At 67.1% G+C, this 25,521-nt stretch carries 16 protein-coding genes and 2 pseudogenes; 14 read left to right on the top strand and 4 right to left on the bottom strand.

What is annotated here, in order from left to right; genetic code table 11:
* Window positions 1–148 precede the first annotated feature (148 nt).
* A complete protein-coding gene (gene nadC, locus A7D27_RS21530; RefSeq protein ID WP_069559812.1) occupies window positions 149–997 on the bottom strand; it encodes a carboxylating nicotinate-nucleotide diphosphorylase in 849 nt (282 codons plus the stop codon).
* A gap of 315 nt (window positions 998–1,312) precedes the next feature.
* On the opposite strand from nadC, the gene A7D27_RS21525 reads away from it, so the two are divergent.
* From A7D27_RS21525 to A7D27_RS29230, 5 genes and pseudogenes are all read left to right on the top strand, one after another.
* Window positions 1,313–3,610: a DUF1631 domain-containing protein gene (locus A7D27_RS21525; protein ID WP_069566039.1), complete on the top strand. Its 2,298-nt coding sequence runs from the start codon at window positions 1,313–1,315 to the stop codon at window positions 3,608–3,610.
* 107 nt (window positions 3,611–3,717) lie between these two features.
* On the top strand, window positions 3,718–4,281 hold the full coding sequence (gene ampD, locus A7D27_RS21520) for a 1,6-anhydro-N-acetylmuramyl-L-alanine amidase AmpD (protein ID WP_069559810.1): 564 nt from the start codon (window positions 3,718–3,720) through the stop codon (window positions 4,279–4,281).
* Window positions 4,278–5,114 (top strand): regulatory signaling modulator protein AmpE, encoded by an 837-nt coding sequence (gene ampE / locus A7D27_RS21515; RefSeq protein ID WP_069559809.1) that lies wholly within the window; start codon window positions 4,278–4,280, stop codon window positions 5,112–5,114. The genes ampD and ampE overlap by 4 nt, the downstream gene beginning before the upstream one ends.
* 282 nt (window positions 5,115–5,396) lie before the next feature.
* Window positions 5,397–6,536, top strand: a pseudogene (locus tag A7D27_RS29235) (HAMP domain-containing protein); the annotation flags it as partial.
* A gap of 144 nt (window positions 6,537–6,680) precedes the next feature.
* Window positions 6,681–7,394: a methyl-accepting chemotaxis protein gene (locus tag A7D27_RS29230; protein ID WP_371914828.1), complete on the top strand. Its 714-nt coding sequence runs from the start codon at window positions 6,681–6,683 to the stop codon at window positions 7,392–7,394.
* Window positions 7,395–7,503: 109 nt separating this feature from the next.
* On the opposite strand, the gene A7D27_RS21505 is transcribed toward A7D27_RS29230, so the two are convergent.
* From A7D27_RS21505 to A7D27_RS21495, 3 genes are all read right to left on the bottom strand, one after another.
* Window positions 7,504–8,292, bottom strand: a complete 789-nt coding sequence (locus A7D27_RS21505; protein ID WP_069566037.1) for a TatD family hydrolase — start codon at window positions 8,290–8,292, stop codon at window positions 7,504–7,506.
* 84 nt (window positions 8,293–8,376) lie between these two features.
* The gene (locus A7D27_RS21500; RefSeq protein ID WP_069559806.1) at window positions 8,377–9,960 is read right to left on the bottom strand and encodes a peptide chain release factor 3; all 1,584 of its coding nucleotides are present in this window, start codon (window positions 9,958–9,960) and stop codon (window positions 8,377–8,379) included.
* 105 nt (window positions 9,961–10,065) lie between these two features.
* Window positions 10,066–11,340, bottom strand: a complete 1,275-nt coding sequence (locus A7D27_RS21495) for a sodium:proton antiporter (protein WP_069566036.1) — start codon at window positions 11,338–11,340, stop codon at window positions 10,066–10,068.
* Between the two features lie 436 nt (window positions 11,341–11,776).
* Between A7D27_RS21495 and A7D27_RS21490 the strand changes: the two genes are divergently transcribed.
* The 9 genes and pseudogenes from A7D27_RS21490 (at window position 11,777) to A7D27_RS21450 (ending at window position 24,972) form a co-directional block, all read left to right on the top strand.
* A complete protein-coding gene (locus A7D27_RS21490; RefSeq protein ID WP_069559804.1) occupies window positions 11,777–12,940 on the top strand; it encodes a type III PLP-dependent enzyme in 1,164 nt (387 codons plus the stop codon).
* A gap of 163 nt (window positions 12,941–13,103) precedes the next feature.
* Window positions 13,104–15,368, top strand: a pseudogene (locus tag A7D27_RS21485) (TonB-dependent receptor).
* 128 nt (window positions 15,369–15,496) lie between these two features.
* Entirely contained in the window at window positions 15,497–16,177 is a 681-nt protein-coding gene (locus tag A7D27_RS21480; RefSeq protein WP_044406907.1) for a Fe2+-dependent dioxygenase, read from the top strand.
* A 17-nt stretch (window positions 16,178–16,194) separates the two neighbouring features.
* Window positions 16,195–17,301, top strand: coding sequence for an alpha-hydroxy acid oxidase (locus tag A7D27_RS21475; protein ID WP_069566035.1), 1,107 nt, complete (start codon window positions 16,195–16,197; stop codon window positions 17,299–17,301).
* A gap of 238 nt (window positions 17,302–17,539) precedes the next feature.
* Window positions 17,540–19,747: a TonB-dependent siderophore receptor gene (locus tag A7D27_RS21470; protein WP_069566034.1), complete on the top strand. Its 2,208-nt coding sequence runs from the start codon at window positions 17,540–17,542 to the stop codon at window positions 19,745–19,747.
* 180 nt (window positions 19,748–19,927) lie between these two features.
* The gene (locus A7D27_RS21465) at window positions 19,928–22,492 is read left to right on the top strand and encodes a sulfite reductase flavoprotein subunit alpha (protein ID WP_069566033.1); all 2,565 of its coding nucleotides are present in this window, start codon (window positions 19,928–19,930) and stop codon (window positions 22,490–22,492) included.
* 133 nt (window positions 22,493–22,625) lie between these two features.
* The gene (locus A7D27_RS21460) at window positions 22,626–23,372 is read left to right on the top strand and encodes a 5-oxoprolinase subunit PxpA (RefSeq protein ID WP_069566032.1); all 747 of its coding nucleotides are present in this window, start codon (window positions 22,626–22,628) and stop codon (window positions 23,370–23,372) included.
* Window positions 23,369–24,046: a 5-oxoprolinase subunit PxpB gene (pxpB, locus tag A7D27_RS21455; RefSeq protein WP_069566031.1), complete on the top strand. Its 678-nt coding sequence runs from the start codon at window positions 23,369–23,371 to the stop codon at window positions 24,044–24,046. The genes A7D27_RS21460 and pxpB overlap by 4 nt, the downstream gene beginning before the upstream one ends.
* Window positions 24,043–24,972: a biotin-dependent carboxyltransferase family protein gene (locus A7D27_RS21450; RefSeq protein WP_069566030.1), complete on the top strand. Its 930-nt coding sequence runs from the start codon at window positions 24,043–24,045 to the stop codon at window positions 24,970–24,972. The genes pxpB and A7D27_RS21450 overlap by 4 nt, the downstream gene beginning before the upstream one ends.
* Window positions 24,973–25,521 lie beyond the last annotated feature (549 nt).

Genomic DNA, 25,521 nt, shown 5'->3' with positions numbered 1-25,521 from the left:
TGCCCAAATGAGTACCTTCATCGCTGTAATGAAGGCTAGATTGCCCTAGTCACATGGGTTTTAGCTTTGACATTAGATTCCTGTTTCCGCACCAGCTCAACAAAAAGCCCCGCAATCGCGGGGCTTTTTGCTTTCTGGTGGTGGGGCCTCAGAGGCTGAGCCGCATGGACAGGTCCACCGCCCGGACATCCTTGGTCAGGGTGCCGATGGAGATGTAGTCGACCCCCGTCTCGGCGATGGTGCGCAGGGTGGTGTCGTTGATGCCGCCGGAGGCTTCCAGCTTGGCGCGGCCGGCGGTAAGGGTGACTGCGGTACGCATGTCGTCGAGGCTCAGCTCGTCCAGCATGATGATGTCGGCACCGGCATCCAGCGCCTGTTGCAGTTCGTCCAGATTTTCCACTTCGACTTCAACCGGCTTGCCGGGTGCAATGCGGTGGGCGGCGTCGATGGCCTGGGCGATTCCGCCGCAGGCGGCGATGTGGTTTTCCTTGATCAGGAAGGCGTCGTACAGACCGATGCGGTGGTTATGGCCGCCGCCGCAGGTTACTGCGTACTTCTGTGCGAGGCGCAGGCCGGGCAGAGTCTTGCGGGTGTCCAGCAGCTTCACCGAGGTGCCTTTCACCAGGTCCACATAGTGAGCGACGCGGGTGGCGACGCCGGAGAGGCATTGGAGGAAGTTCAGCGCACTGCGCTCACCACTGAGCAGTGCCCGCGCCGGGCCTTCCAGGTGGAAGAGGGGCTGGTTGGGCTGGACGCGATCACCGTCCGCCACCTGCCAGTGCACGGCCACGCGCGGGTCGAGTTGGCGGAACACCGCGTCGACCCACGCGGTCCCAGCAATCACAGCGGCTTCGCGGGTGATCACCGTGGCATGGGCAAGGCGCTCCTCGGGGATGAGCTGGGCGGTGATGTCGCCGCTGCCGATGTCCTCGGTCAGCGCGCGTCGTACGTTGGCTTCGATTTCCGCGCTCAGGTCGGCAAGGGTCAGGTTGGGCATGGGAGGCTCCGCTGCGAGATGGCGCGATTATAGAGGCCGGCGGACCGCCGGTGCAGCGGCGGTGGTAACGGTCGCTGGCTTTCTGCTAGATATTCAGAACGGCACCGGCTGTCAGTCGCGTGCCTACAAGGGTTGGGTTCTGTGTGACATGCGTCATAACTGCAGGAAGTGTCCCCTTGGTTGCAGAGCGAGTATCCCTATAATGAGTCTGAATTTCTCTATTTGACGCCAGAGGCTTGACGTTGAGGTGATCCTTCGACGTAGCTGAGCAGTCCGAATCCCCTGTCCCAGGTAGTCGGCTGCGGGAGACTCGCTATGCAGACCGACGCGAACGTGGTGCCTCTCAAGGGCGCCTCCGAGCAAACGCCAACTTCGCCGGTAGGAAGGCTGCCCGTGGCACTCATCCAGGTGCGCGACAAGGCTGCACAACAGCTCAAGCAAGCGCTGCAGGCGCTGTTCGACAACGCGGACGACACCCTCTTCCAGATGGCCGACCGCGCGACCAGCAACGCCGAGCAGAATGCATTCTTCGAAGCCATGCGCGACCTGCGCCTCAAGCGCAAGAGCATCGAGCGTGGCTTCCTGCAAAAGGTCTTCGAGACCTTCTCCAACCTCAACCAGTACGAGATCGGACGCGCGCCGCAGCTCGACGCGGTGTCGTTCGAGAGCCTGAGCCTGGTCCAGAACGACGATCTCGAAGAGTCCGTCGCCCAGGACACCATGGTGTCCAAGGTGATGAGCCGTGACGCCGTGGCCCTCGGCCACCTCACTACCCGCATCAATACCCTCGTTACCAAGAAGATCGACGACCGCACCAACCCGCTCGGCCCGCGCGCTCTGTGCGGGGCTTTCCTCGACGCCTGCCGCAGCCTGGGCGTGGAGATCAAGGTCAAGCTGATCATCTTCAAACTGTTCGAAAAGTACGTGCTGACCGAACTGGACCAGCTCTACGCCGAAGCCAACCAGCTGCTGATCGCCGCCGGCGTGCTGCCGGAGCTGAAGTCTGCGCCACCGGCTCGCCGTCCCCAGGGCCGCACCCCGGGTGCCGTGCGTTCCGCCGCTGTCGGCGGGGAGGCTTCCGGTGTCGTGGCCGACATGGCCAGCGAAGAGGTGCAGGAAGTCTTCGGCGCCCTGCAGGCGCTGCTCTCCGAAGTGCGTGGCAGCGGCCTGCCCCGCCGTGAGGTGCCGGTCGACGCTGTGCCCATCACCAGCAACGACCTGATGCGCCTGCTGTCGCACATGCAGCAGCACCTGTCCGCCCAGAAGGTGGACGATATCGACGTGCGCTTCCAACTGGACAGCCTGCTCACCCGCGCCAGCGCCAAGAGCGGTCGCTCCCGTGTGGTCGGCCAGGTGGATGACGACGTCATCAACCTGGTGTCGATGCTCTTCGAATTCATCCTCGACGACCGCTCCCTGCCGGATTCGCTCAAGGCCCTCATCGGCCGTCTGCAGATCCCGATGCTCAAGGTCGCCGTGCTGGACAAGACCTTCTTCAGTCGCGGCAGCCACCCGGCGCGCCGCCTGCTCAACGAGATCGCCTCGGCTGCCATGGGCTGGAGCGAGCAGGACGACCTCCAGCGTGACGTGCTCTACCAGCGCATCGAACAGGTGGTACTGCGCCTGCTGAATGATTTCGTTGACGACCCGGGCATCTTCTCCGAGCTGCTGTCCGACTTCCTCGCCTACACCGGCGACGAGCGTCGCCGCAGCGAGTTGCTGGAGCAGCGCACCCGTGATGCCGAAGAAGGCCGCGCCAAGGCCGAACTGGCCCGCCAGCAGGTGGAACAGGCCCTGAACGAGCGCCTGCTGGGTCGTACGCTGCCCGAAGTGGTGGTGCGCCTGCTGCAGGAAGCCTGGAGCAAGGTGATGCTGCTTACCTGCCTCAAGCACGGTGCCGAGTCCGAAGAATGGCGCGCCACCCTGGCCACCATGGACGACCTGATCTGGAGCGTGGAGCCCCATGAGGCGCCCGAGGCCCGCATGCGCCTGCTGGAGCTGGTACCCGGCCTGCTCAAGTCGTTGCGCGAAGGGCTGACCAGCGCCGCGTTCGACCCGTTCTCCACCAGCGAATTCTTCAGCCAGCTGGAATCCCTGCATGTCCAGGCTTTCCAGCGCTTCAAGCGCCCCGAGCCGGAGCCGGTGGCGGACGACGTCGCCGAGCCCGATGCGCCGGTCGCCGCGGATGCTGCCCTGGTCGTGGACCTGCCCGAACTGGAGCTGGCAGCCACTGTAGAAGCGCCGGCCATGGTCGAAGTGGTGGAAGAGATCATCCTGCTGGCACCCGGCGAAAGCCGCGCCCCCGAGCCGGAAGCCTCGCTGCCCGAGGGCGACGAGGCCCTGGACCAGGTGGACAACCTGCGTGTCGGCAGTTGGGTCGAGTTCCAGGAAGACGAGGACCACAAGGTCCGCTGCAAGCTGGCAGCGATCATCAAGCCCACCGGCAAGTACATCTTCGTCAACCGCACTGGCATGAAGGTGCTGGAGAAGACCCGCATGGGCCTGGCCGTGGAGTTCCGCCGTGGTGCCATCCGCCTGCTGGACGATGCCCTGCTGTTCGACCGGGCTCTGGAGTCGGTGATTGGCAACCTGCGCAAGCTCAAGGGGGCCTGATCCAGGCGCTTCACCCATGACGCCCGGCCCCGGCCAGGCGTCTGCGTTTCCGGGCCTTGGCCCCGGCAGCAGGCTGCTCTAGAGTGTCGGCGGACCAAGGAGCCGCCATGCAACCGGACATCGCCACCGGCTGGTGTGAAGACGCCCGCCATTGCCCCTCGCCCAACTTCAATGCCCGTCCGCACGGGGAAATCTCCCTGCTGGTCATCCACAACATCAGCCTGCCCCCGGGCCAGTTCGGCACCGGCAAGGTGGTGGAGTTCTTCCAGAACCGCCTCGACGCCGACGAGCACCCCTACTTCGCCGGCATCGCCGACATGCAGGTGTCCGCGCACTTCCTCATCGAGCGTGACGGCCGGGTGACCCAGTTTGTCTCCTGCCTCGACCGTGCCTGGCACGCCGGCAAGTCCTGCTTCGAAGGCCGCGAGAACTGCAATGACTTCTCCCTGGGCATCGAACTGGAGGGCACCGACGACCTGCCCTACAGCGATGCCCAGTACGACGCCCTGGGCCGCCTGGCCCGTGGCCTGTTGCTTACCTACCCTGGCATAACCCCCGAGCGCGTCTGTGGCCACAGCGACATCGCCCCTGTTCGCAAGACCGACCCGGGGCCCGCCTTCGACTGGGCGCGGTTGCGCGCCAGCCTGCTGCATAAGGAGATGACCCCATGAGCTTTCTGGTACTGCTGCTGGTGCTGTGGATCGAGAAACTCTCCAACTGGCGCCAGCGCCTGCAACGGGATGCCGCCTGGCTGCGGCAACTGGACGGTGCGGCTGCCAGCCGCCCCCTGGCCGGTCGCCCCTGGCTGGCACTGGGGATCTGGGTGGTGCTGCCGCTGGTGGCCCTGGCGCTGCTGCTGACCCTGTTGCAGCCCCTGGCCTATGGCTGGCTGGCCCTGCCGGTTCACCTGCTGGTGGTGGTGTTCGCCCTCGGCCGTGGCGATGTCCAGGCTGATCTCGGCTCCTTCCGCGACGCCTGGCGCCGGGGGGACATCCAGGGTGCCCTGCACGTCGCCGAGCGCGACCTGGGCCTGCAGGTGGAGGAGGGTGACGACCTGCTGATGCGCGTACAGGAGTACCTGGTGTGGCAGGCCTACCAGAGCTTCTTCGCGGTGATCTTCTGGTACTTCCTGTTGGGCCCGGTGGCGGCTCTGGCTTACCGCCTGCTGGCACTGGCCGAGGAACACGCTGCGTCCCCCGCTATTCGCGAGCAGGCCCGCCAGGTGCGGCACGCCTTCGATTGGGTGCCGGTGCGGGTACTGGCCGCCAGCTTCTCCCTGGTGGGCAATTTCGTCGCCGTCAGCCGTGTCCTGTTGCACGAGCTGCTCAACTGGGAGATGCCCGCCGAGCGCTTCGTGGTGATCGCAGGGCGTGCTGCCGGTGAATTGCCCGAATCCAGCGCAGGCGAGGAGGGCGTGGCCAGCCTGGACGCCTTGTGGCACCTGCTGGTCCGGGCCGCCGTGCTCTGGTATGCGGGTTTTGCCTTGTGGACGCTGTTCCTCTGACGGCGATTCCCGCGTTGATCTGTAGCCGTTCTTAACCTTAAGTTACAGAACACCCCGCCGATATCGGGTACACAGGTCCTGCGTTGAGTGGAGGGCTTTTGTGATGCCCGTCACCCTGATCGCCGGGCGTAGGATGTCCGGAGCGGCCTGCCGCAGGTCGGGCGATGCAGGTGGTCATGCTGTCAGCGTGCCATCCTGACTCCATCCAAGACGCGCATAACAATAAATAAGCAAGCCAGGAGACGTCGTGTGAAGACTCTGCTGTATCCGGCCATCGCGCTGATGAATCGACTCAGCTTCGGCATGAAGTTCAGTCTTATCAGCGTGCTTTTCTTCCTGCCGATGATCGTCACCAACTACTTCCTCGTGCGCGAGTCCTACGGGCAGTTCCTCAGCACCCGCAACGAACTGCAGAGCCTGGACCTGCTGCATGCCAGCCTGGGCCTGCGGCGCAACCTGGAAAGCCTCAACGATCTGGTGCTGATCAACTCCCTGATCGGGCAATCCGGGCAGGCCGGCGACCTCGACAGCCGCATCACCCGTGTGGAGCAGGACGTGCTCGCCGCGCTCAAGGCGCTGCAACCGGTCACCACCGACGCTGACCAGGTCACCGAGTTCAACACCAAGCGCGACGAGATGCTCAACGGCCTTCAGGCAGCGCAGAAGGAAACCTCCCTGCAGAGCAAGAGCGCCATGATCGAGAAGCTCCTCGGCAATGCCCAGGTGTTCATCAAGCTGGTGGCCAGCCAGGCAGGTCTCAGCCAGGACACCCAGCGCGACGTTCGCCAAGTGGCCGAGCTGATCACAACCGTCACCCCCGACATCACGGCCGGCATCAGCCAGGGGCGTGCCATCGGTTCCTACTCCCTCGGCCAGGGCTTCCTCAATTCCGCCGCCAGCACCAAACTCGACGACCTGCTGCTGGACCTGGAGAAGCTCGGCAGCGAGTACGGCCTCAAGCTGCAGGATGCTCTCAGTGGCAACCCGCGTGCCCAGGCCGCCCTCAGCCAGCAGGCCGATGCCAGCCGTGCCACCCTCAAGGAGGCCGCCACCCTGTTCGAGGACCAGGTGATCATGGCCGACACCCTCGACACCCCCTGGGCCACCTTCTACGACCAGGTCAGTGCGCTGATGGACAAGACCTATGCGCTGAACGACACCGCCCTGGAATTCCTGCGCAGCGACCTGAACAAGCGCCTCGGCGAGAAGCGCGTCCAGACTGTCTTGCTGATGGTGGCGCTGGTGGGCGTCTTCCTCGCCATCGTTTACCTCTACAGCGGCTTCTACGTGTCCACCCGCACCACCCTCAAGCGCCTGGGCAAGGTGCTCGACCAGGTGGCCGCCGGCGACATGACCGTAAGCTTCCGGGCCGATAGCCACGACGAACTGGGCGAGCTGGGGCAGGTGTTCAACGCCACCGTGGCCAAGATCCACGACCTGATCCAACTGGTTGGCCAGACCGTCTCGGAAGTGGAGCGCCAGGCCATCCGTGTCCAGCAGGTGTCCGAGGAGAGCAACCTCGCCGTCGCCGGGCAACGCAACCAGATCGAGCAGGTCGCCACCGCCATGAACCAGATGTCTGCCACCGCCCAGGAAGTGGCGCGCAGCGCGGCGGCCGCCGTCGGCAGCGCCCACAGCGTCAACGAAGAGACCGTCAACGGCCGCAGCCTGGTGGAGTCCCAGCTGGGCAGCATCGAGCGCCTGGCCCACGAGATCGAACAGTCGGTGAACGTCATCAACCAGTTGGCGGCTGACAGCGCCTCCATCAGCCGAGTGCTGGAAGTGATCAAGGGCATCGCCGAGCAGACCAACCTGCTCGCCCTCAACGCCGCCATCGAAGCTGCGCGCGCTGGTGAGCAGGGGCGCGGGTTCGCCGTGGTCGCCGACGAGGTGCGCACCCTCGCCAAGCGCACCCAGCAGTCCACCGAGGAGATCGAACAGATGATCGCCCGCCTGCAGGGCGGTGTCGGCGCGGCCGTGAAGGCGATGAACACCAGCCACCAGATGGCCGACGGCACCGTCAACCAGTCCGGCCGCGTGCAGCAGGCACTGGAGAACATCCTCGGCGCCGTGGGCATGATCGTCGATCAGAACCAGCAGATCGCCGCCGCCGCCGAGCAGCAGACCGCCGTCGCCCACGACATCGACCAGAACATCGTCGAGATCAACAGCGCCGGCGAGCGCACCGCCCAAGGCGCCAGCCAGACCGAACAGGCCAGCCGTCAGTTGTCCGACCTGGTCGCGCGGCTCAAGCAACTGATCGGCGCGTTCCGCGTTTAATCGAGGGTGCCACGCCAGAGCCCGCCAACCGGCGGGCTTTTTCGTTTCCTGGGGGCTGGTGTGCTGAAGCGGAGCGCCCTCCGTGCTGTGGATAAGGTGCAGCCGGGCTTCAGCCCGGGAAAGGCGCCCAGCCGAACAGCTCGCAGGCGTTCCGGCTGCTGGCCGCCGCCAGGGCATCCGGCGTCAGCCCCATCAGTTCGGCGAGGTTGGCGCAGATCGCCGGCAGGTATTCCGGGCTGTTGCGCTGGTGCGGGTGCATGGAGGGCGCCATGTCCGGCGCATCGGTCTCCAGCACGATGGCGTCCAGGGGCAGGCGTGGCACCACCTTGTGCAGGCGGTTGGCCTGGGGCCAGGTGGGCGCGCCACCCAGGCCCAGGCGGAAGCCCAGCTTCAGGTATTCGCGGGCTTCCTCGTAGCTGCCGGCGAAGGCGTGGACGATGCCGCCCCGGGCAGGGCGGATGCGCTTGAGGGTGGCGATCACCGCCGCGTGGCTGCGGCGCACGTGCAGCAGGGCCGGCAGGTGCAGATCGACGGCCAGCGCCAGTTGCGCCTCGAACAGCGCCTGCTGGGCGTCGCGGTCGAGTTCGGGGAGGAAGTAGTCGAGGCCGATCTCGCCCACCGCACACAGCTTCGGGTGGCCTGCCAGGGCCTCCAGGCGCTGGCGCAGGGCCGCCAGGTGCTCGGGGCGGTGGTCGGCGAGGTAGATGGGGTGCAGGCCGAAGGCGGCGTACAGGTCCGGTTCGGTCTCGGCCAGGTGCCAGATGCGCGCCCAGTTGGCCTCGAACACCCCCATCAGCACCTGCCGCACCACGCCCAGCGCACGGGCGCGCTGCAGCACGGCCGGGCGGTCGGCGTCGAACTCGGGGAAGTCCAGATGGGTGTGGGTGTCGATCAGCATGGCGGTCGGTCGCCTGGGTGGCTGGCTGTCAGCCTAGCCCAGAGGCGCCGCCAGCGGGCGGCGCCTCCGTGCCGAGGGGGCGAATCAGTGGTGTTCGCGGGTGGCGCGGAATTTCACGTCCGGCCAGCGTTCTTCCATCAGGCTGAGGTTCACGCGGGTCGGCGCCAGGTAGGTGAGGTGGCCACCGCCGTCCACGGCGAGGTTCTCGAAGGCCTTGTCCTGGAATTCCTTGAGCTTCTTCTCGTCCTTGCACTCGATCCAGCGCGCCGACCAGACGTTGATCGCCTCGTAGGCGCACTCCACCTTGTATTCCTCCTTCAGGCGGCTGGCGACCACGTCGAACTGCAGCACGCCCACGGCGCCGAGGATGATGTCGTTGTTGCGCTCGGGGAAGAACACCTGGGTGGCGCCTTCCTCGGCCAGCTCCTGCAGGCCCTGGCGCAGTTGCTTGGACTTCAGCGGGTCTTTCAGGCGCACGCGGCGGAACAGCTCCGGGGCGAAGTGCGGGATGCCGGTGAAGCCCAGGGCCTCGCCTTCGGTGAAGGTGTCGCCGATCTGGATGGTGCCGTGGTTGTGCAGGCCGATGATGTCGCCGGCGAAGGCCTCTTCCAGTTGCTCGCGCTCGCTGGAGAAGAAGGTCAGCGCGTCGGCGATCTTCACGTCCTTGCCCAGGCGCACGTGGCGCATCTTCATGCCCTTCTCGTACTTGCCCGAGCAGATGCGCATGAAGGCGATGCGGTCGCGGTGTTTCGGGTCCATGTTCGCCTGGATCTTGAACACGAAGCCGGAGAATTTCTCCTCGGTGGGCTCGACGCTGCGCTCGTGGGTGGCGCGGGGCAGCGGCTTGGGCGCCCAGTCGACGATGCAATCGAGTACCTGGTCGACACCGAAGTTGCCCAGCGCGGTGCCGAAGAACACCGGGGTCATCTCGCCCTTGAGGAAGGCGTCCTTCTCGAAGACGTGGCAGGCGCCCTGCACCAGCTCCAGCTCTTCGAGGAAATTGTCGTACAGGTCGCCCAGGTGCGCGCGTGCCTCGTCGGAGTCCAGCTTCTCGATGACCTTGGTCTCGATGCGCTCATGACCGTGGCCCGGCACGTAGACGATGATCTTGTCCTCGGCCAGGTGGTACACGCCCTTGAACTCCTTGTAGCAGCCGATCGGCCAGGTGATGGGCGCGGCCTTGATCTTCAGCACCGCCTCGATCTCGTCGAGCAGCTCGATGGGGTCGCGGATGTCACGGTCCAGCTTGTTGATGAAGCTGACGATGGGCGTGTCGCGCAGGCGGCAGACTTCCATCAGCGCAATGGTGCGCGGCTCGACGCCCTTGCCGCCGTCGAGGACCATCAGCGCCGAGTCCACCGCCGTCAGGGTGCGGTAGGTGTCTTCGGAGAAGTCTTCGTGGCCGGGGGTGTCGAGCAGGTTGATCATGTGCTCGCGGTAGGGGAACTGCATCACCGAGGTGGTGATGGAGATGCCGCGCTGCTTCTCCATTTCCATCCAGTCGGAGGTGGCGTGACGGTCGGACTTTCGCGACTTAACGGTGCCGGCGACGGCAATCGCCTTGCCCATCAGCAGCAGCTTCTCGGTGATGGTGGTCTTACCGGCGTCCGGGTGGGAAATGATGGCGAAGGTGCGGCGTTTGGCGACTTCGGCGGCCTGGATGGTCATGGGTGCTTGCCTGGCTGGAAACGAGGGCGGGCAGGGAGCCCGGAAAAGCGCGGGATTATAGCGGATCGCCGGCCTCAGTAGAGGCCGACGGTCCGTTGCAAAGGGCTAGTGTGCTTCGTGTTCGCCGCGAGGCGCCTGGCCGGGGTAGATCCAGCGCACCAGCGAGCCGATCGACAGGCCCTGCACCAGGATCGACACCAGCACCACGATGTAGGTCAGGGTCAGCAGCAGGTCGCGTTCGGGGCCGGCGGGCAGGGCCAGCGCCAGGGCCACCGAGATGCCACCGCGCAGGCCGCACCAGGTGAGGATGCGGACCGCACCCTTGGGGACCTGGCGGCGACCGAGGGCCTTCTGCCGCAGCAGGACGATGGCCGGTGCCAGGGTCAGCAGGCGCGACAGTTGCACCGACGCCCCCAGGGCCAGGGCGGCGGCGACGTGCAGCCAGGTCAGCGGCAGCAACAGCAGCTCCAGGCCGATCAGCGCGAACAGCAGGGCGTTGAGGATCTCGTCGATCAGCTCCCAGAACTTGTCCAGGTAGCGGCGGGTCTCGTCCGACATGGCCAGGGTGCGGCCGTGGTTACCGATGATCAGGCCCGCCACCACCATCGCCAGCGGTGCCGACACATGCAGGTGGTTGGCCAGTGCCGCGCCGCCGATCACCAGCGCCAGGGTCAGCATCACCTCAACCTGGTACTGATCGATGCTGCGCATCATCAGGAACACCCCGTAGCCCAGGGCCGCGCCGAACAGCACGCCGCCCACCGCCTCGTGCAGGAACATCCCGGCCACGCCGGCTACCGTGGGCGCCTCGCCCAGGTTCAGCACGCTCAGCAGGATGGCGAACACCACCACTGCCGTACCGTCGTTGAACAGCGACTCGCCGACGATGGTGGTCGCCAGCGGCTTCGGCGCCCCGGCGGACTTGAGGATGCCCAGCACCGCGATGGGATCGGTGGGGGAGATCAGCGCCCCGAACAGCAGGCAGTAGATGAAGTCCACCTGCCAGCCAAACAGCCCGAAGCTGTAGTACGCCAGCAACGCCACCGCGAGGGTGGACACCAGCACCCCGGCGGTGGCCAGCAGGCCTATGGGCCACTTGTAGCTGTGCAGGTCGCGCAGGTCCACGTGCAGCGCCCCAGCGAATAGCAGCGCGGGGAGGAACCAGGTCATCAGCACCGAGGAGAAGTCGATGCGCCGCAACAGCTCGCGGGACTCCTCATGGAGAATCGGGAAGCCCAGCTCGGACAGGCCGATGGCGATGGCCGAGAACAGCAGCGCCGTGGCCATGATGCCGATGGTCGGTGGCAGTCGGGTGAAGCGGTAGTTGAGGTACGTGATGACGGTGGTGAAGACGATGAAGCTGGCAGCAAGATCGAGCATGCGGTTCCTTCTGGTTGAGTCTGTCCGTTGAGTGGACGGGGAAGGATACGTAAGCGACCTGGCGAGGCCAACGCAAAATCCGTGAAGGGGCTCAAGAATGCGGTTTTGTGCAGCATTCCGGACGCTTCGTTGAGGATAAAAAACAATCAATCATGCAAGCGACAATCGGATGCGAAACGGCGGCATTTTCTGGTTGCCATGTAGGACATGCGGTCCTAAAGTGCGCGCCCGAACGTCCATGCTGGAAACGATCCATCCGGCTCAAGTACTGACGACGAGAGGTTGCCGGCGCCCTTGCCCGGTACCGGTGATGCTCGGCGACATGCCTTGGGAAGTAGGCGAACCAAAGTGGGGAAACTGTCAGGCGTTCGCGGTTTCGTATGTCACGAAGCCACTCCACCTTTTCAGAACCGTTCAGCCATTTGGAGTCCCTAGCATGTCGATCAAGGTCGAAGACTATTTCGCACCCGCCACGTTCCAGCGCATGAAGGCCTTTGCCGATCAGCACGAGACCCCCTTCGTGGTGATCGACAAGCAGACCATCGCCGACTCCTACGACCAACTGGTCAGTTGCTTCCCCTTCGCCAAGATCTACTACGCGGTGAAGGCCAACCCGGCCACCGAGATCACCGAGCTGCTGCGCGAGAAGGGCTCCAACTTCGACATCGCCTCCATCTATGAGCTGGACAAGGTGATGAAGACCGGCGTCGGCCCGGAGCGCATCAGCTACGGCAACACCATCAAGAAAGCCCGCGACATCCGCTACTTCTACGAGAAGGGCGTGCGCCTGTTCGCCACCGACTCCGAGGCCGACCTGCGCAACATCGCCAAGGCCGCCCCGGGGGCCAAGGTCTACGTGCGCATCCTCACCGAGGGTTCCACCTCCGCCGACTGGCCGCTGTCGCGCAAGTTCGGCTGCAACCCGGACATGGCGCTGGACCTGCTGATCCTCGCCAAGCAACTGGGCCTGGACCCCTACGGCGTGTCCTTCCACGTCGGCAGCCAGCAGCGCGACATCGACGTCTGGGACGCCGCCATCGCCAAGGTCAAGGTGATCTTCGAGCGCCTGAAGGAAGAGGACGGCATCACCCTGAAGATGATCAACATGGGCGGCGGCTTCCCGGCCAACTACATCCAGCGCACCAACAGCCTGGAGACCTACGCCGAGGAGATCACCCGCTTCCTCAAGGAAGACTTCGGCGACGAACTGCCGGAGATCATCCTCGAGCCGGGCCGCTCCCTGATCGCCAACGCCGGCATCCTCGTCAGCGAGGTGGTGCTGGTGGCGCGCAAGTCCCGCACCGCCGTCGAGCGCTGGGTCTACACCGATGTGGGCAAGTTCTCCGGCCTGATCGAAACCATGGACGAGTCCATCAAGTTCCCCATCTGGACCGAGAAGAAGGGCGAGATGGAAGAAGTGGTCATCGCCGGCCCCACCTGCGACAGCGCCGACATCATGTACGAGAACTACAAGTACGGCCTGCCGCTGAACCTGGCCAGCGGTGACCGCCTCTACTGGCTCTCCACCGGGGCCTACACCACCAGCTACAGCGCAGTGGAGTTCAACGGCTTCCCGCCGCTGAAGTCTTACTACCTGTAAGGGCTTCACCCCCGACAAGGCCCGCCTTCGCGGCGGGCCTTGTCGTTTTCGTGTAGGTGGAATCCGTTTGCCGCAAGGGCATTTCCCAAGCGTGCTTTTGCGGATGTTCATGAGAATCCTTATCAAATGGGTTGCCTCCCCCTCACCACCGGGAGCACCTTCCATGAAACGCCTTGCCTTGCGCCCGCAACCGGGCCCACGCACCCTGCTCGCCGTCGGCATCGGCCTGGCCGCCGGCCCCCTCGTCGCCGCCGAGCCATCGCGCAGCAGCACCAGCCTGGAGCTGGAGACGCTGCACGTCGAGGAGCGGCGCAGCGAAAGCTACCGCACCGAACGCTCCGCTTCGGCGAAGAACGCCGTGCCCCTGCTCGACACCCCCCAGACCATCACCGTGGTGCCCGCCGAGGTGATGCGTGACCAGCAGGCCCTGAGCCTGCGCGAGGTGCTCTCCAACGTCTCCGGCATCACCTTCAACGCCGGGGAGGGCGGCGGCGGCTCGGGGGGCAACCTCAACATCCGTGGCTTCTCCGCCAGCACCAACCTGCAGATCGACGGGCTGCGCGACAGCGCCCAGAACAACCGCACCGACACCTTCAACATCGAGCAGGTGGAAGTCATCAAGGGCCCCAACTCGGTGTTCGGCGGCGCCGGCACCACCGGCGGCAGCGTCAACCAGATCAGCAAGCAGCCAGGCTTCGAAGCCTTCAGCCGGCTCGGCCTGGGCCTGGGCAGCGACCACTACCGGCGCCTTACCCTGGACACCAATCAGCCGCTGCAGGACCTGGGCAGCGGCAGCGCCTTCCGCCTCAACCTCATGGCCCACGACGACGAGATCCCCGGCCGCAAGCGCCTGGAGCGCGAGCGCTGGGGCATCGCCCCCTCGCTGCTGCTGGGCCTGGGCGAGGACACCAGCCTGACACTCAGCTACTTCCACCAGCGTGACGACAACGACCCGGACTACGGCGTCCCGGCCTTCGACGGCAAGCGTGTCGCCGGGGTCAAGCGCAACGCCTACTTCGGCTGGCGCAACCTCGATCGCGAGCGCATCGACAGCGACGCCTTCACCGTGCGCCTGGAGCACCGCTTCAACGACCAGTTGAGCCTGCAGAACCTCACCCGCTACAGCGAGGTCGAGCGTGACACGGTGATCTCCGCCGCCCACATCAACCTCGACCGCCGCCGCAGCAGTGGCCAACCCCCGGGCCCCGTCCTCGCTCCCGGCCAGTACCTGCCCGCCGGCCCCCAGGCCTAAGGCCGCGACGTCACCAGCCGCATGTGGATCAACCAGACCAACCTCACCGCCGAGTTCGACACCCTCGGCATCGGCCACACCCTGGTGACCGGCGCAGAGTTCTCCCGCGAGACCTACCACCGCACCACCTATGACTACGGCCTGAAGTTCCCTGACGAGGGCTACCCGCTGGCCGATCCGCCCGGCTACTGGAGCGGGCCGGCCCAGCGAAGCAACTCCGGCTACCTCGCCACCCGCCTTTACGACCGCGCGCTCTATGCCTTCGACACCCTGGCCCTGAGCCCGCAGTGGGACCTCAACCTCGGCCTGCGCTACGACTGGCTCGACGGCGACGCAGACGACTACAGGCTCACCAAGGGCAACTGGGTGGCCACCGACAATCGCTCCAGCGACGAGCACCTCAGCGGCCGTGCCGGGCTGGTCTACAAGCCGGTTGAGAACGGGTGCTTCTACCTGGCCTACGGCACCTCCTTCAACCCCAGTGCGGAGAACATTGCCACCAGCGGCGGCGGCCTCAGCGCCGACACCGAGAAGCTCGACCCGGAGAAGAACCGCACCTGGGAACTGGGCACCAAGTGGGAGCTGCTGGAGCGGCGCTTGCAGTTGGACGCCGCGCTGTTCCGGGTGGAGAAGCTCAATGCCCGCACCAAGCTTGTCGACGGCACCACTGTCCTGGCCGGCAACCAGCGCGTGCAGGGGCTGGAACTGGGGCTGACCGGCGAGCTCAGCGAGCGCTGGAAAGTGTTCAGCACCTTCACCTTCATGGACAGCGAGACCCTCAAGGTCGTCAACGAGCGCGTCGGCGTCTCGGCCAAGGGCCAGGCCCTGGCCAACACCCCGCCGCAGTCGTTCAACCTCTGGTCCACCTACGACTTCGACGGTGGCTGGCGCGTCGGCTACGGCGCGCGCTACGCCAGCCAGCGCAACCTCACTGCCGGCAATGACGGCGTCAAGCTCGCCGCCTACTGGGTCCACAGCGCCATGCTCGGCTACCGGGTCAGCGACTCCTTCGACCTGCAACTGAACCTGGACAACCTGTTCGACCGCCAATACGTCGAGCGCGTCCGCACCCAGCTCGGCACCCAGCAGGGCACGGGTAGCCAGGGCGCCCGCTCCTCTGCCATCGAGTACGGCGACGCCCGCGCCGCCACCCTCAACGCCACCCTGTCGTTCTGACGGCTCCGCCGCGCCTGCGGGCGCGGCGCTTTGTCCCGGTTCCTTGGCTGCCGGCAGGCGAGTAAGATGAGCGCCTCATTTGCGAACGCTTATCAGCAGCCTTTGTTCGGCCCGGGAGGGTAGCCCGCGTGATGTTCCATATCCCCGACGTCCTCACCGCCGACGAAGTGCGCCAGTGCCGCGAAGCCCTGGAGCGCGCCGCTTGGGTGGACGGACGCAGCACCGCCGGACACATGGCCGTGCGCAGCAAGGACAACCAGCAACTGGCCCCGGACGACCCCCTCGCACAGCAGATCGGCGACTTCATCGTCGACCGCCTTGGCAGCCACCCGCAGTTCATCGCCGCCGCCCTGCCACTCAAGGTGCTGCCGCCGCGCTTCAACCGCTACAGCGGCGGCGGCACCTACGGCAACCACATCGACAACGCCATCTTCAGCGTCCCCGGCACCCACCACCGGGTGCGCAGCGACCTGTCCGCCACCCTGTTCTTCTGCGACCCGGACGACTACGAGGGCGGCGAACTGGTGGTGGAAGACACCTACGGCAGCCACCGGGTCAAGCTGCCCGCCGGCCACCTGGTGCTCTACCCCGGCAGCAGCCTGCACCGTGTCGAACCGGTCACCCGTGGCGCGCGGCTGGCCGCCTTCTTCTGGATCCAGAGCCTGGTGCGCGAGGACAACCAGCGCGCCATGCTGCTGGAGCTGGACGGCGCCATCCAGCAGCTCGGCCAGAGCGTGCCCGAGCACCCTGCGCTGGTGCAGCTTTCCGGCGTCTACCACAACCTGTTGCGGCACTGGTCGACCACCTGAGACCTGAGGAACGCCCCATGAGCCTGCCGCCGTTGCCGCGGATTCCCGCCGAGATCGTCGCCGTCGGCGACTACGAGGCCTTTGCCCGTGAGCGCATGAGCCCCGCCGCCTGGGCCTACCTCAGCGGCGGCGCGGCGGACGAGCAGACTCTGGCCGACAACCTCGCCGCCTTCCGCCGCGTGCGCCTGCTCAACCGGGTGCTGGAAGACCTGGGCAGCGGCGACACCCGCGTGCAGATCGGCGACCTGACGCTGGACTACCCCATCCTGCTCGCCCCGGTGGCCTTCCAGCGCCTGGCCCACCCGGACGGCGAACTGGCCAGCGCCCTGGGCGCCTCGGCCATGGGCGCTGCCCTGGTGGTCAGCACCCAGGCCAGCGTCAGCCTCGAAGCCATCGCCCGGGCCGCCCAGGCGCCCCTCTGGTTCCAGCTCTACATCCAGCCGGACCGCGACTTCACCCGCGAGCTGGTGCGGCGCGCCGAAGCTGCGGGCTACCGCGGCCTGATGGTCACCGTGGACGCCCCGGTCAACGGCCTGCGCAACCGCGAGCAGCGTGCCGGCTTCCAACTGCCCGACGGCATCGAGGCGGTGAACCTGCGGGGCATGCGCACATTGCCCCCCAGCGTGGCCCAGCCCGGCGCCAGCCCGCTGTTCGGCAGCGCCCTGCTGCAGCACGCGCCCACCTGGCGTGACCTGGAATGGCTGCAATCCCTGACGCACCTGCCGGTGTGGGTGAAAGGCGTGATGAACCCCCTCGACGCCGTGCGCGCGGTGGAGCAGGGCGTGGCCGGCATCGTCGTGTCCAACCATGGCGGGCGCACCCTCGACGGCCTGCCGGCGACGCTGGACGTGCTGCCGGCCATCGCCGACGCCGTGGGCGGGCGCGTGCCGCTGATCCTCGATGGCGGCATACGGCGCGGCAGCGACGTGTTCAAGGCCCTGGCCCTGGGCGCCCGCGCGGTCATGGTGGGGCGGCCCTACGTCCAGGCCCTGGCCACGGCCGGGGCATCCGGCGTCGCCCATGTGCTGCACCTGCTGCGCACCGAGCTGGAGGTGACCATGGCGCTCACCGGCTGCTCCCACCTGGCCGCCATCGACCTTTCGCGGCTCTGGCAAAACTCCTGACATTCGCCCACTCCGTTGCCGTTTCGTGACCGGACGCCCAGGTGGTTTGGCGTGGATGGCGTGCGTTCGATCTCTTTGTTATTGATTTTTGCAATGATGTGGGTGCGGTTTGATCTATAGGTCTTTTCCGATATTTTTAAAGATTGTGTAAAGATTGTGTAAAGATGGGTGGGTAAATATTTACTGATAAACATTCGCAAATAGAATCGCGCCCCATCTTCAGTGGGGAGTGATTCTTATGAGCAACAAGAACGGCCTACCGCAACGCGCGCTGCTGGCTTCCGCCATCGGCCTGGTTTCCGCCTCGGCCAGCGGCCTGGCCCTGGCGGCTGATACGAATAAACTCGAACTCGGCACCGTCAACGTCGACGGCAAGGCCGAGAAGACCTACAAGGTCACCGAGTCGGCCTCCGCCAAGTACACCGCACCGCTGCTGGACACCCCGCAGACCGTCACCGTCGTCCCCAAGGAGATCATCCAGGAGCAGCAGGCCCTGAGCCTGCGCCAGGTGCTCTCCAACGTCTCCGGCATCACCTTCAACGCCGGCGAGGGCGGTGGTGGCTCCGGTGACAGCATCAACATCCGTGGCTTCTCCGCCAACAGCAACATCCAGATCGACGGCCTGCGCGACAGCGCCCAGACCAGCCGCACCGACACCTTCAACATCGAGCAGGTCGAGGTCATCAAGGGCCCGAACTCGGTGTTCGGCGGCGCCGGCACCACCGGCGGCAGCATCAACCTCATCAGCAAGCAGCCCATGGGCCGTGCCTTCACCCGCATCGGCGCGGGCCTGGGCACCGACAACTACCACCGCCTGACCCTGGACACCAACCAGCCGCTGGAAGACCTCGGCACCGACAGCGCCTTCCGCCTGAACCTGATGGCCCACGAGAACGACGTCCCCGGCCGCGACCAGATCGACCGCGAGCGCTGGGGTGTCGCCCCGTCCCTGCGCCTGGGCTTCAGCGACGCCACCCGCCTGACCCTCAGCGCCTTCCACCAGACCGACGACAACCTGCCCGACTACGGCGTACCGGCCCTGGACGGCAAGAAGCTGGCCGGCGTCGACCGCAACGACTACTTCGGCTGGAAGAACCTGGACAAGGAAGAAATCGAGCAGAACGCGTTCACCGCCAACCTCGAACACGACTTCAACGAAAACCTGCGCCTGCAGAACCTGACCCGCTACAGCCGCGTGGACCGCGACACCGTGGTGTCCGCCTCCCACGTCAACCTGACTGGCGTACCCGCCGGCAACTACAAGCCCGCCGGCCCGCAGGCCTACGGCCGTGATGCCACCACCGAGCTGTGGATCAACCAGACCAACCTGCGCATCAGTGCCGACACCGCCGGCCTGCACCACGAGATCGTCACCGGCGCGGAAATCTCCCGCGAGGAGTACGCGCTCAAGACCTATAACCATGGCCTGGGCACCGCTGCCGCTCCGTATCCGAACACCGGCTTCGGCGTCTCCAACCCGCCTGGCTACTGGAGCGGTCCGGTCGCCAAGGCCACCACCGGCTACACCGAGAACACGCTGGACAACAAGGCCGTGTACGTCTTCGACACCATCGCCCTGAACGAGCAGTGGGACCTGAACATGGGCCTGCGCTACGACTGGTTCGACGGCAAGAGGAAGACCTTCTCCGGCGCCAAGGCGCAGACCGGCAGCTTCTCCTCCAACGACAAGAAGCTCAGCAGCCGCGCCGGCCTGGTCTACAAACCGGTGGAGAACGGCCGCTTCTACGTCGCCTGGGGCAACTCCTTCAACCCGAGTGCCGAAAGCATCGCCTCCAGCGGTGGCGGCCTGACCGCACTGACCGAGAACCTGGACCCGGAGAAGAACGAGACCTGGGAGCTGGGCACCAAGTGGGAACTGCTGGCCGGTCGCCTCGAACTGGACGGCGCGCTGTTCCGCGTCGACAAGACCAACGCCCGCGAAACCATGGCCGACGGTTCCACCCAACTGGCCGGCAAGCAGCGCGTGCAGGGTGTCGAACTGGGTGTGACCGGCCACATCAGCGAGCGCTGGGACGTCTTCGCCAACTACACCTTCCTCGACAGCGAGACCCTCAAGGCTGCCGACACCGCCGCCGGCATCGCCCGTGAAGGCCAGGCGCTGGGCAACACCCCGCCGCGTTCGCTGAACCTGTGGACCACCTACGAGCTGCCCGCCGGCTGGACCCTGGGCTACGGCGCCCGCTACGTCAGCGAGCGCAACGTCAGCTCCAGCACCACCGCCAAGCTGGACGCCTACTGGGTGCACAACGCCATGCTCGGCTACAAGGTCAACGAGAACCTCGACTTGCAGCTGAACGTCAACAACCTGTTCGACAAGGACTACGTGGAGCGTGTGCGCCAGCAGAACGGCACCAACGCCCGCTCGTCCGCCATCGAATACGGCGACGCCCGCTCGGCGATCCTCTCTGCCACCTACTCGTTCTGATAGGGGGGCCGTGAGCCGCGCACCAGAGCGGCTCACGGCCTGGCTGTAAATAAAAGGTAAAACTTCGGAAACGCGATCTAATGCGTCACGTTCTCAAATAGAATCGCCGCGTTCCGGCATGGTTGCCGTTCCGATCCAGCGATACGGCAGGCCGCCCGGCCTGCTTCCGAGGACTGACACGTGTTCAAGAAGATCCTGTTCCAGTTGCACTGGCTGCTCGGCATCAGTGCAGGGCTGGTGCTCTCAATCATGGGCGTCACCGGGGCGGCCTACAGCTTCCAGGAGGAGATCCTCGAGCTGTTCAACCGCGACACCCTCCAGGTCGAGGTGCGCGAGGGCGGCGTGTTGCCCCCTGCCGAGCTGGTCAGCCGCATCGAAGCCGTCGCAGGCAAAACGGTCGCCGGCCTCTGGGTACGCACCGAAGGCGGCGAAGCCGCACGGGTCTTCTTCACCCCGCCACCGGGCGAACGCCGTGGCCCCATGCGCTGGTTCGACCCCTACACCGGCGAACTGCTGGGCGAACCTTCCGGCGAGGCGTTCTTCGGCCTGATGCTGCAACTGCACCGCTTCCTCGCCATGGGCGAAACCGGCAAGCAGATCACCGCCGCCAGCACCCTGGCCCTCATCTTCTTCTGCCTCTCCGGCCTTTACCTGCGCTGGCCGCGCCAGGCCGCGAGCTGGCGTGCCTGGCTGACCCTGGACTGGTCGCGCAAGGGCCGCAGCTTCAACTGGGACCTGCACGCCGTGGCCGGCACCTGGTGCCTGCTGCTGTACCTCCTGGCCGCGCTGACCGGCCTGTTCTGGTCCTACGAGTGGTACCGCGAAGGCCTCAACCGCCTGCTCGCCGACGCCCCCGCCGGGCAGCAGGGCAAGCCGGGCGAGCGCCGGGGCGAAGGCCGTGGTCGTCCCGGCAGCATGCAGGCCCCCGCCGGCCCGCCGCTGGTGGTGGACTACGACGCCGTGTGGGCGAGCATCCGCGACGCCGCAGGCCCGGAGCTGAGCGCCTACAACCTGCGCCTGCCCCCGGTGGGCGGCCAGCCGGCCACCGTCTTCTTCCTGCTCAAGGACGCCGCCCACCCGCGTGCCCTCAACCAGATCACCCTCGACCCGGCCACCGGCACCGTCAGCCGTGTGGAGCGCTACACCGACAAGAGCTTCAAGGCCCAGTTGCTCACCAGCGTCTATGCCCTGCACGTGGGCGAGTACTTCGGCCTGCCGGGGCGCATCCTGATGATGCTGGCGAGCCTGGCCATGCCACTGTTCTTCATCACCGGCTGGCTGCTCTACCTTGACCGCCGCCGCAAGAAGCGCGCGGTACGGGCCGCCCGTGGCGACCTGGGCGGGCAGGGCGGGGCCGATGCCTGGCTGGTGGGGTTCGCCAGCCAGAGCGGCTTCGCCGAACAACTGGCCTGGCAAACCGCCGGCCAACTGCAGGCTGCCGGCGTGCCGGTGCGCGTGAAATCCCTGGGCGAACTGGACGCCGGACAACTGGCCCAGGCCCGCAATGCCCTGTTCGTGGTCAGCACCTTTGGTGATGGCGAGGCGCCCGACAGCGCCCGCGGTTTCGAGCGCCGCGTGCTCGGCCAGGCCTCGGCCCTGGGCGAGCTGCGCTACGCCGTGCTGGCCCTGGGAGATCGCCAGTACCAGCACTTCTGCGGTTTCGCCCACCGCCTGCAGGGCTGGCTCGCTGACCAGGGCGCGCTGACCCTGTTCGACACCGTCGAGGTGGACAACGGCGACGGCCAGGCCATCCAGGCTTGGCAGCGGCACCTGGCGACGCTCTCCGGCAGCGACGTGGTGCCCACCTGGGAAGAGGCGCCCTTCGAGACCTGGACCCTGAGCGCCCGCGAGCACCTCAACCCCGGCAGCCAGGGCGCTTCCACCTGGCGACTGAGCCTGAGCGCCCCGGCAGGGGCTGCGGCCCAGTGGGATGCGGGCGACCTGGTGGACATCCTGCCCTGCCAGGGTGAACCGGTGGTGGCCGCCTGGCTGGCCCGCCACGGCCTGGACGGCGAAGCGGCGGTGCAGCTCGACGGCCGCACCCTGCCGCTGCGCCAGGCGCTGGAAGGGCGCGCACTGCCGGACAGCTTCGAACACCTGGTCGGGCTGCACGCCCAGGCCCTGGTGGATGCCCTGGTACCGCTCGCCCAGCGCCAGTACTCCATCGCCTCGCTGCCGGCCAACGGCACCCTGGAGCTGATCGTGCGTCAGGAAAGCCGCGCCGACGGCGCCCTCGGCATAGCCTCCGGCTGGCTCACCCACTACCTGCCGGTGGGCGCCAGCGTGCCGCTGCGCCTGCGCCGCAACGCCCGCTTCCACCTCGCCGAAGCCGACACGCCGGCCATCTTTATCGGCAACGGCACCGGCCTGGCCGGCCTGCGCAGCCTGCTGCAGGCCTCCATCCGCGCGGGCCGCCGCCGTAACTGGCTGTTGTTCGGCGAGCGCAACCAGGCCCACGACTTCTACTGCCGCGAAGAGATCGAAGGCTGGCTCGCGCAAGGTGAGCTGGAGCGCCTGGACCTGGCCTTCTCCCGCGACCAGGCGCAGAAGGTCTACGTGCAGGACCGCCTGCGCGAGGCCGCCGACCAAGTGCGCGCCTGGGTCGAGGCGGGTGCCGTGTTCTACATCTGCGGCAGCCTGGAGGGCATGGCCGGCGGCGTGGATACCGTGCTGCGCGAGATCCTCGGCGACGAGGGCCTGGAGCGCCTGGCCAGCGAAGGGCGCTACCGCCGCGACGTGTACTGATCGCCAGGCCGGTTCCGCTGTCCGTACCCGGGCAGCGGAACCCCGGACTGAAGTCCGGGCCACGGCGCTCCGCTGTGGATAACTGCACAAACGCCACCTCGCGTGGGGCGCACTCTGTCGCCATAATCACGCGATGAAAAATCGAATCCTGCTGAACTGCGACATGGGCGAAAGCTTCGGCGCCTGGACCCTGGGCGACGACGAGCACGCCATGCCCATGGTGGACCAGGCCAACCTGGCCTGCGGTTTCCACGCCTCCGATCCCCTCACCATGCTCAACACCGTCGAACTGGCGGTGGACCATGGCGTCACCATCGGCGCCCACCCGGCCTACCCGGACCTGGTGGGCTTCGGCCGGCGGCGCATGGAGCTGTCCCCCGAGGAGGTGCGCGCCGTAGTGCTGTACCAGATCGGCGCGCTGGACGCCTTCTGCCGCGCCGCCGGCACCCAGGTCGCCTACGTCAAGCCCCACGGCGCCCTGTACAACGACCTGGTGCGCAACGACGCCCTGCTCGAAGCGGTGCTCGATGCCTGCGCCAGCTACCGCAAGGGCCTGCCGCTGATGGTGCTGGCCCTTGCCGATAACCGCCGCGAGCTGCAACTGGCCGATGCCGCCGACGTGCCGCTGATGTTCGAAGCCTTCGCCGACCGCGCCTACCTCTCCGACGGCCAGCTCGCCCCCCGGCGCCTGCCCGATGCGGTGCACCGCGACCCCGAACAGATCATCGACCAGGCGGTGGCCATCGCCCGGGGCGAGTCCTTCCCCGACATCGACGGCAAGCCGCTGCAACTGGTGGCCGACAGCCTCTGCGTACACGGCGACAACCCCGAGTCCCTGGCGGTGCTGCGGCGCCTGCGAGCCCACCTGGACGCCTCATGATCCGCCTTGAGCCGGTCGGCGCCGAAGCCCTGTTGCTGGTGCTGGCCGACACACCGGACGCCTACCTGCCGCAGCGCATCGCCTGCCTTGCCGAAGCCATCCACCAGCGGCTCGGCCCGCAGCTCCGGGAGCTGGTGCCGGGCTGGACCACCCTGCTGCTGCACTACGACCTGCTGCTGACCGACCCCACCCGGCTGGCCGCCGACCTGGCACCGCTGCTGGAGCATTGGCAGTCGGCTCCGCCGCCCGACGAGCAAGGGCGCCTGCACCGCCTGCCGGCCTGGTACGGCGGTGAGGACCTGGGCGCGGTGGCAGAGGCCTGCGGGCTGCGCCCCGACCAGGTGATCGAGCTGCACTGCGCGGTGGAATACCGCGTCGGTGCCATCGGCTTCGCCCCCGGCTTTGCCTACCTGGGCGAACTCGACGCCCGGCTCGCCCTGCCGCGCCGGGCCACCCCGCGCACCGGCGTTCCCGCCGGCAGCCTGGCCATCGCCGAACGGCAGACGGCCATTTATCCACAGGCCTCCCCGGGCGGCTGGCACCTGCTGGGCCTGTGCCCGCAGCGCCTGTTCGACCCCGCCCAGGCGCCGCCTTGCCCGCTGGCGCTGGGGGATCGGGTGCGCTTCGAACCCATCGACGAGGCCACCTACCGCCGCGCGTGCGTAGCGCCATGAGCGGCCTGCGCGTCATCAAGGCCGGCCCGCTGAGCCTGCTGCAGGACGGCGGCCGGCACGGCTGGCAGCACCTGGGCGTGTCCCCCTCGGGCCCCATGGACCGCCATGCCGCCGCCTGGGCCAACCGCCTGCTGGAAAACGCACAGACGGCACCGCTGCTGGAGATCGCCCTGGGCGGCGTCGAGCTGGAAAGCCTCGGCGACACCTGGCTGGCCCTCTGCGGGGCGGAGCTGCCCATCCACCTGGACGGCGTGGTGCGGCCGAACTGGTCGCGCTTTCGCGTGCGCGCCGGGCAGCGCCTCAGGCTCGGTTTCGCCCGCAGCGGCCAGCGGGCCTACCTGGCCATTGCCGGTGGCTTTCGCGTCGAACCGGTGCTGGGCAGCGTCGCCTGCCAGGCCCGCGAAGGCCTGGGCGGGCTGGACGGCCGAGGCACGCGCCTGGCCGACGGCGACCTGTTGCCGGGCGGGGGCGGGCAGTTCGCCCGTGGCGCCAGCGTCCCCTGGCCCTGGCAGCCGGACTACCGCGCCGAACGCCCGCTGCGGGTGATGCTGGGCGGTGATGCCCCGCTGTTCACGCCCTCCGAGGTGCAGGCCTTCTTCGCCCAGCCCTGGCAGCTCAGCCCGCAGTCCGACCGCATGGGTGCCCGCCTCAAGGGCGCGCCGCTGAGCCCGCCCAAGCGCCAGTGGTCCCTTGGCGTGGTGCGCGGCACCGTGCAGGTGCCGCCGGACGGGCAGCCGATCATCCTCCAGGCTGACCACCAGACCATGGGCGGCTACCCCATCCTCGGCTGGCTTCACCCCCGCGATTGTGATCGCCTGGCCCAATGCAGCGCCCACCAGACGCTGCGCTTCGAGCCTGTGGATATCCCCACCGCCCAGGCCGACCTGCCCCAGTTCCGCCGCTTCTTCGAACCCGCAAAGCCGTAGTGTGGGTCGGGCGGCGTTCCGCTTCAGCCCACCGCCCCCCGCGCCGGGCACCGCCCGTAGGATGCGGTGAGCTCGGCGAACCGCATCAATCCCGGCCACCCACGCAACGATAGGCTTCGCACAGCTCAGCCCATCCTACGGTTGCCGCCGCCGAACCCGTTGAGTAGCGATTCATAGCCGTAGCCCGGACTTCAGTCCGGGGAGGGGATTCCCGGGCTGAAGCCCGGGCTACAAGGCTGTGCTACAGAGCCGTAGGGTGGGCTTCAGCCCACCGCCTCCGCGCTGGGCGCCGCCCGTAGGATGCGGTGAGCTCGGCGAACCGCATCAGTCCCGGCCGCCCACGCAACGATGGGCTTCTCACAGCTCAGCCCATCCTACGGTTGCCGCCGCCGTACCCGTTGAGCACCGATTCGTAGCCGTACCCCGGACTTCAGTCCGGGGAGGGGATTCCCGGGCTGAAGCCCGGGCTACAAGGCTGTGCTACAGAGCCGTAGGGTGGGCTTCAGCCCACCGCCCCCCGCGCCGGGCACCGCCCGTAGGATGCGGTGG

The organism is Pseudomonas sp. 1D4 (genome assembly GCF_001728925.1).
GTDB lineage: Bacteria > Pseudomonadota > Gammaproteobacteria > Pseudomonadales > Pseudomonadaceae > Metapseudomonas > Metapseudomonas otitidis.
The sequence above is the reverse complement of the archived record's forward strand: the minus strand, read 5'-3'. Positions and strand labels throughout refer to the sequence as shown.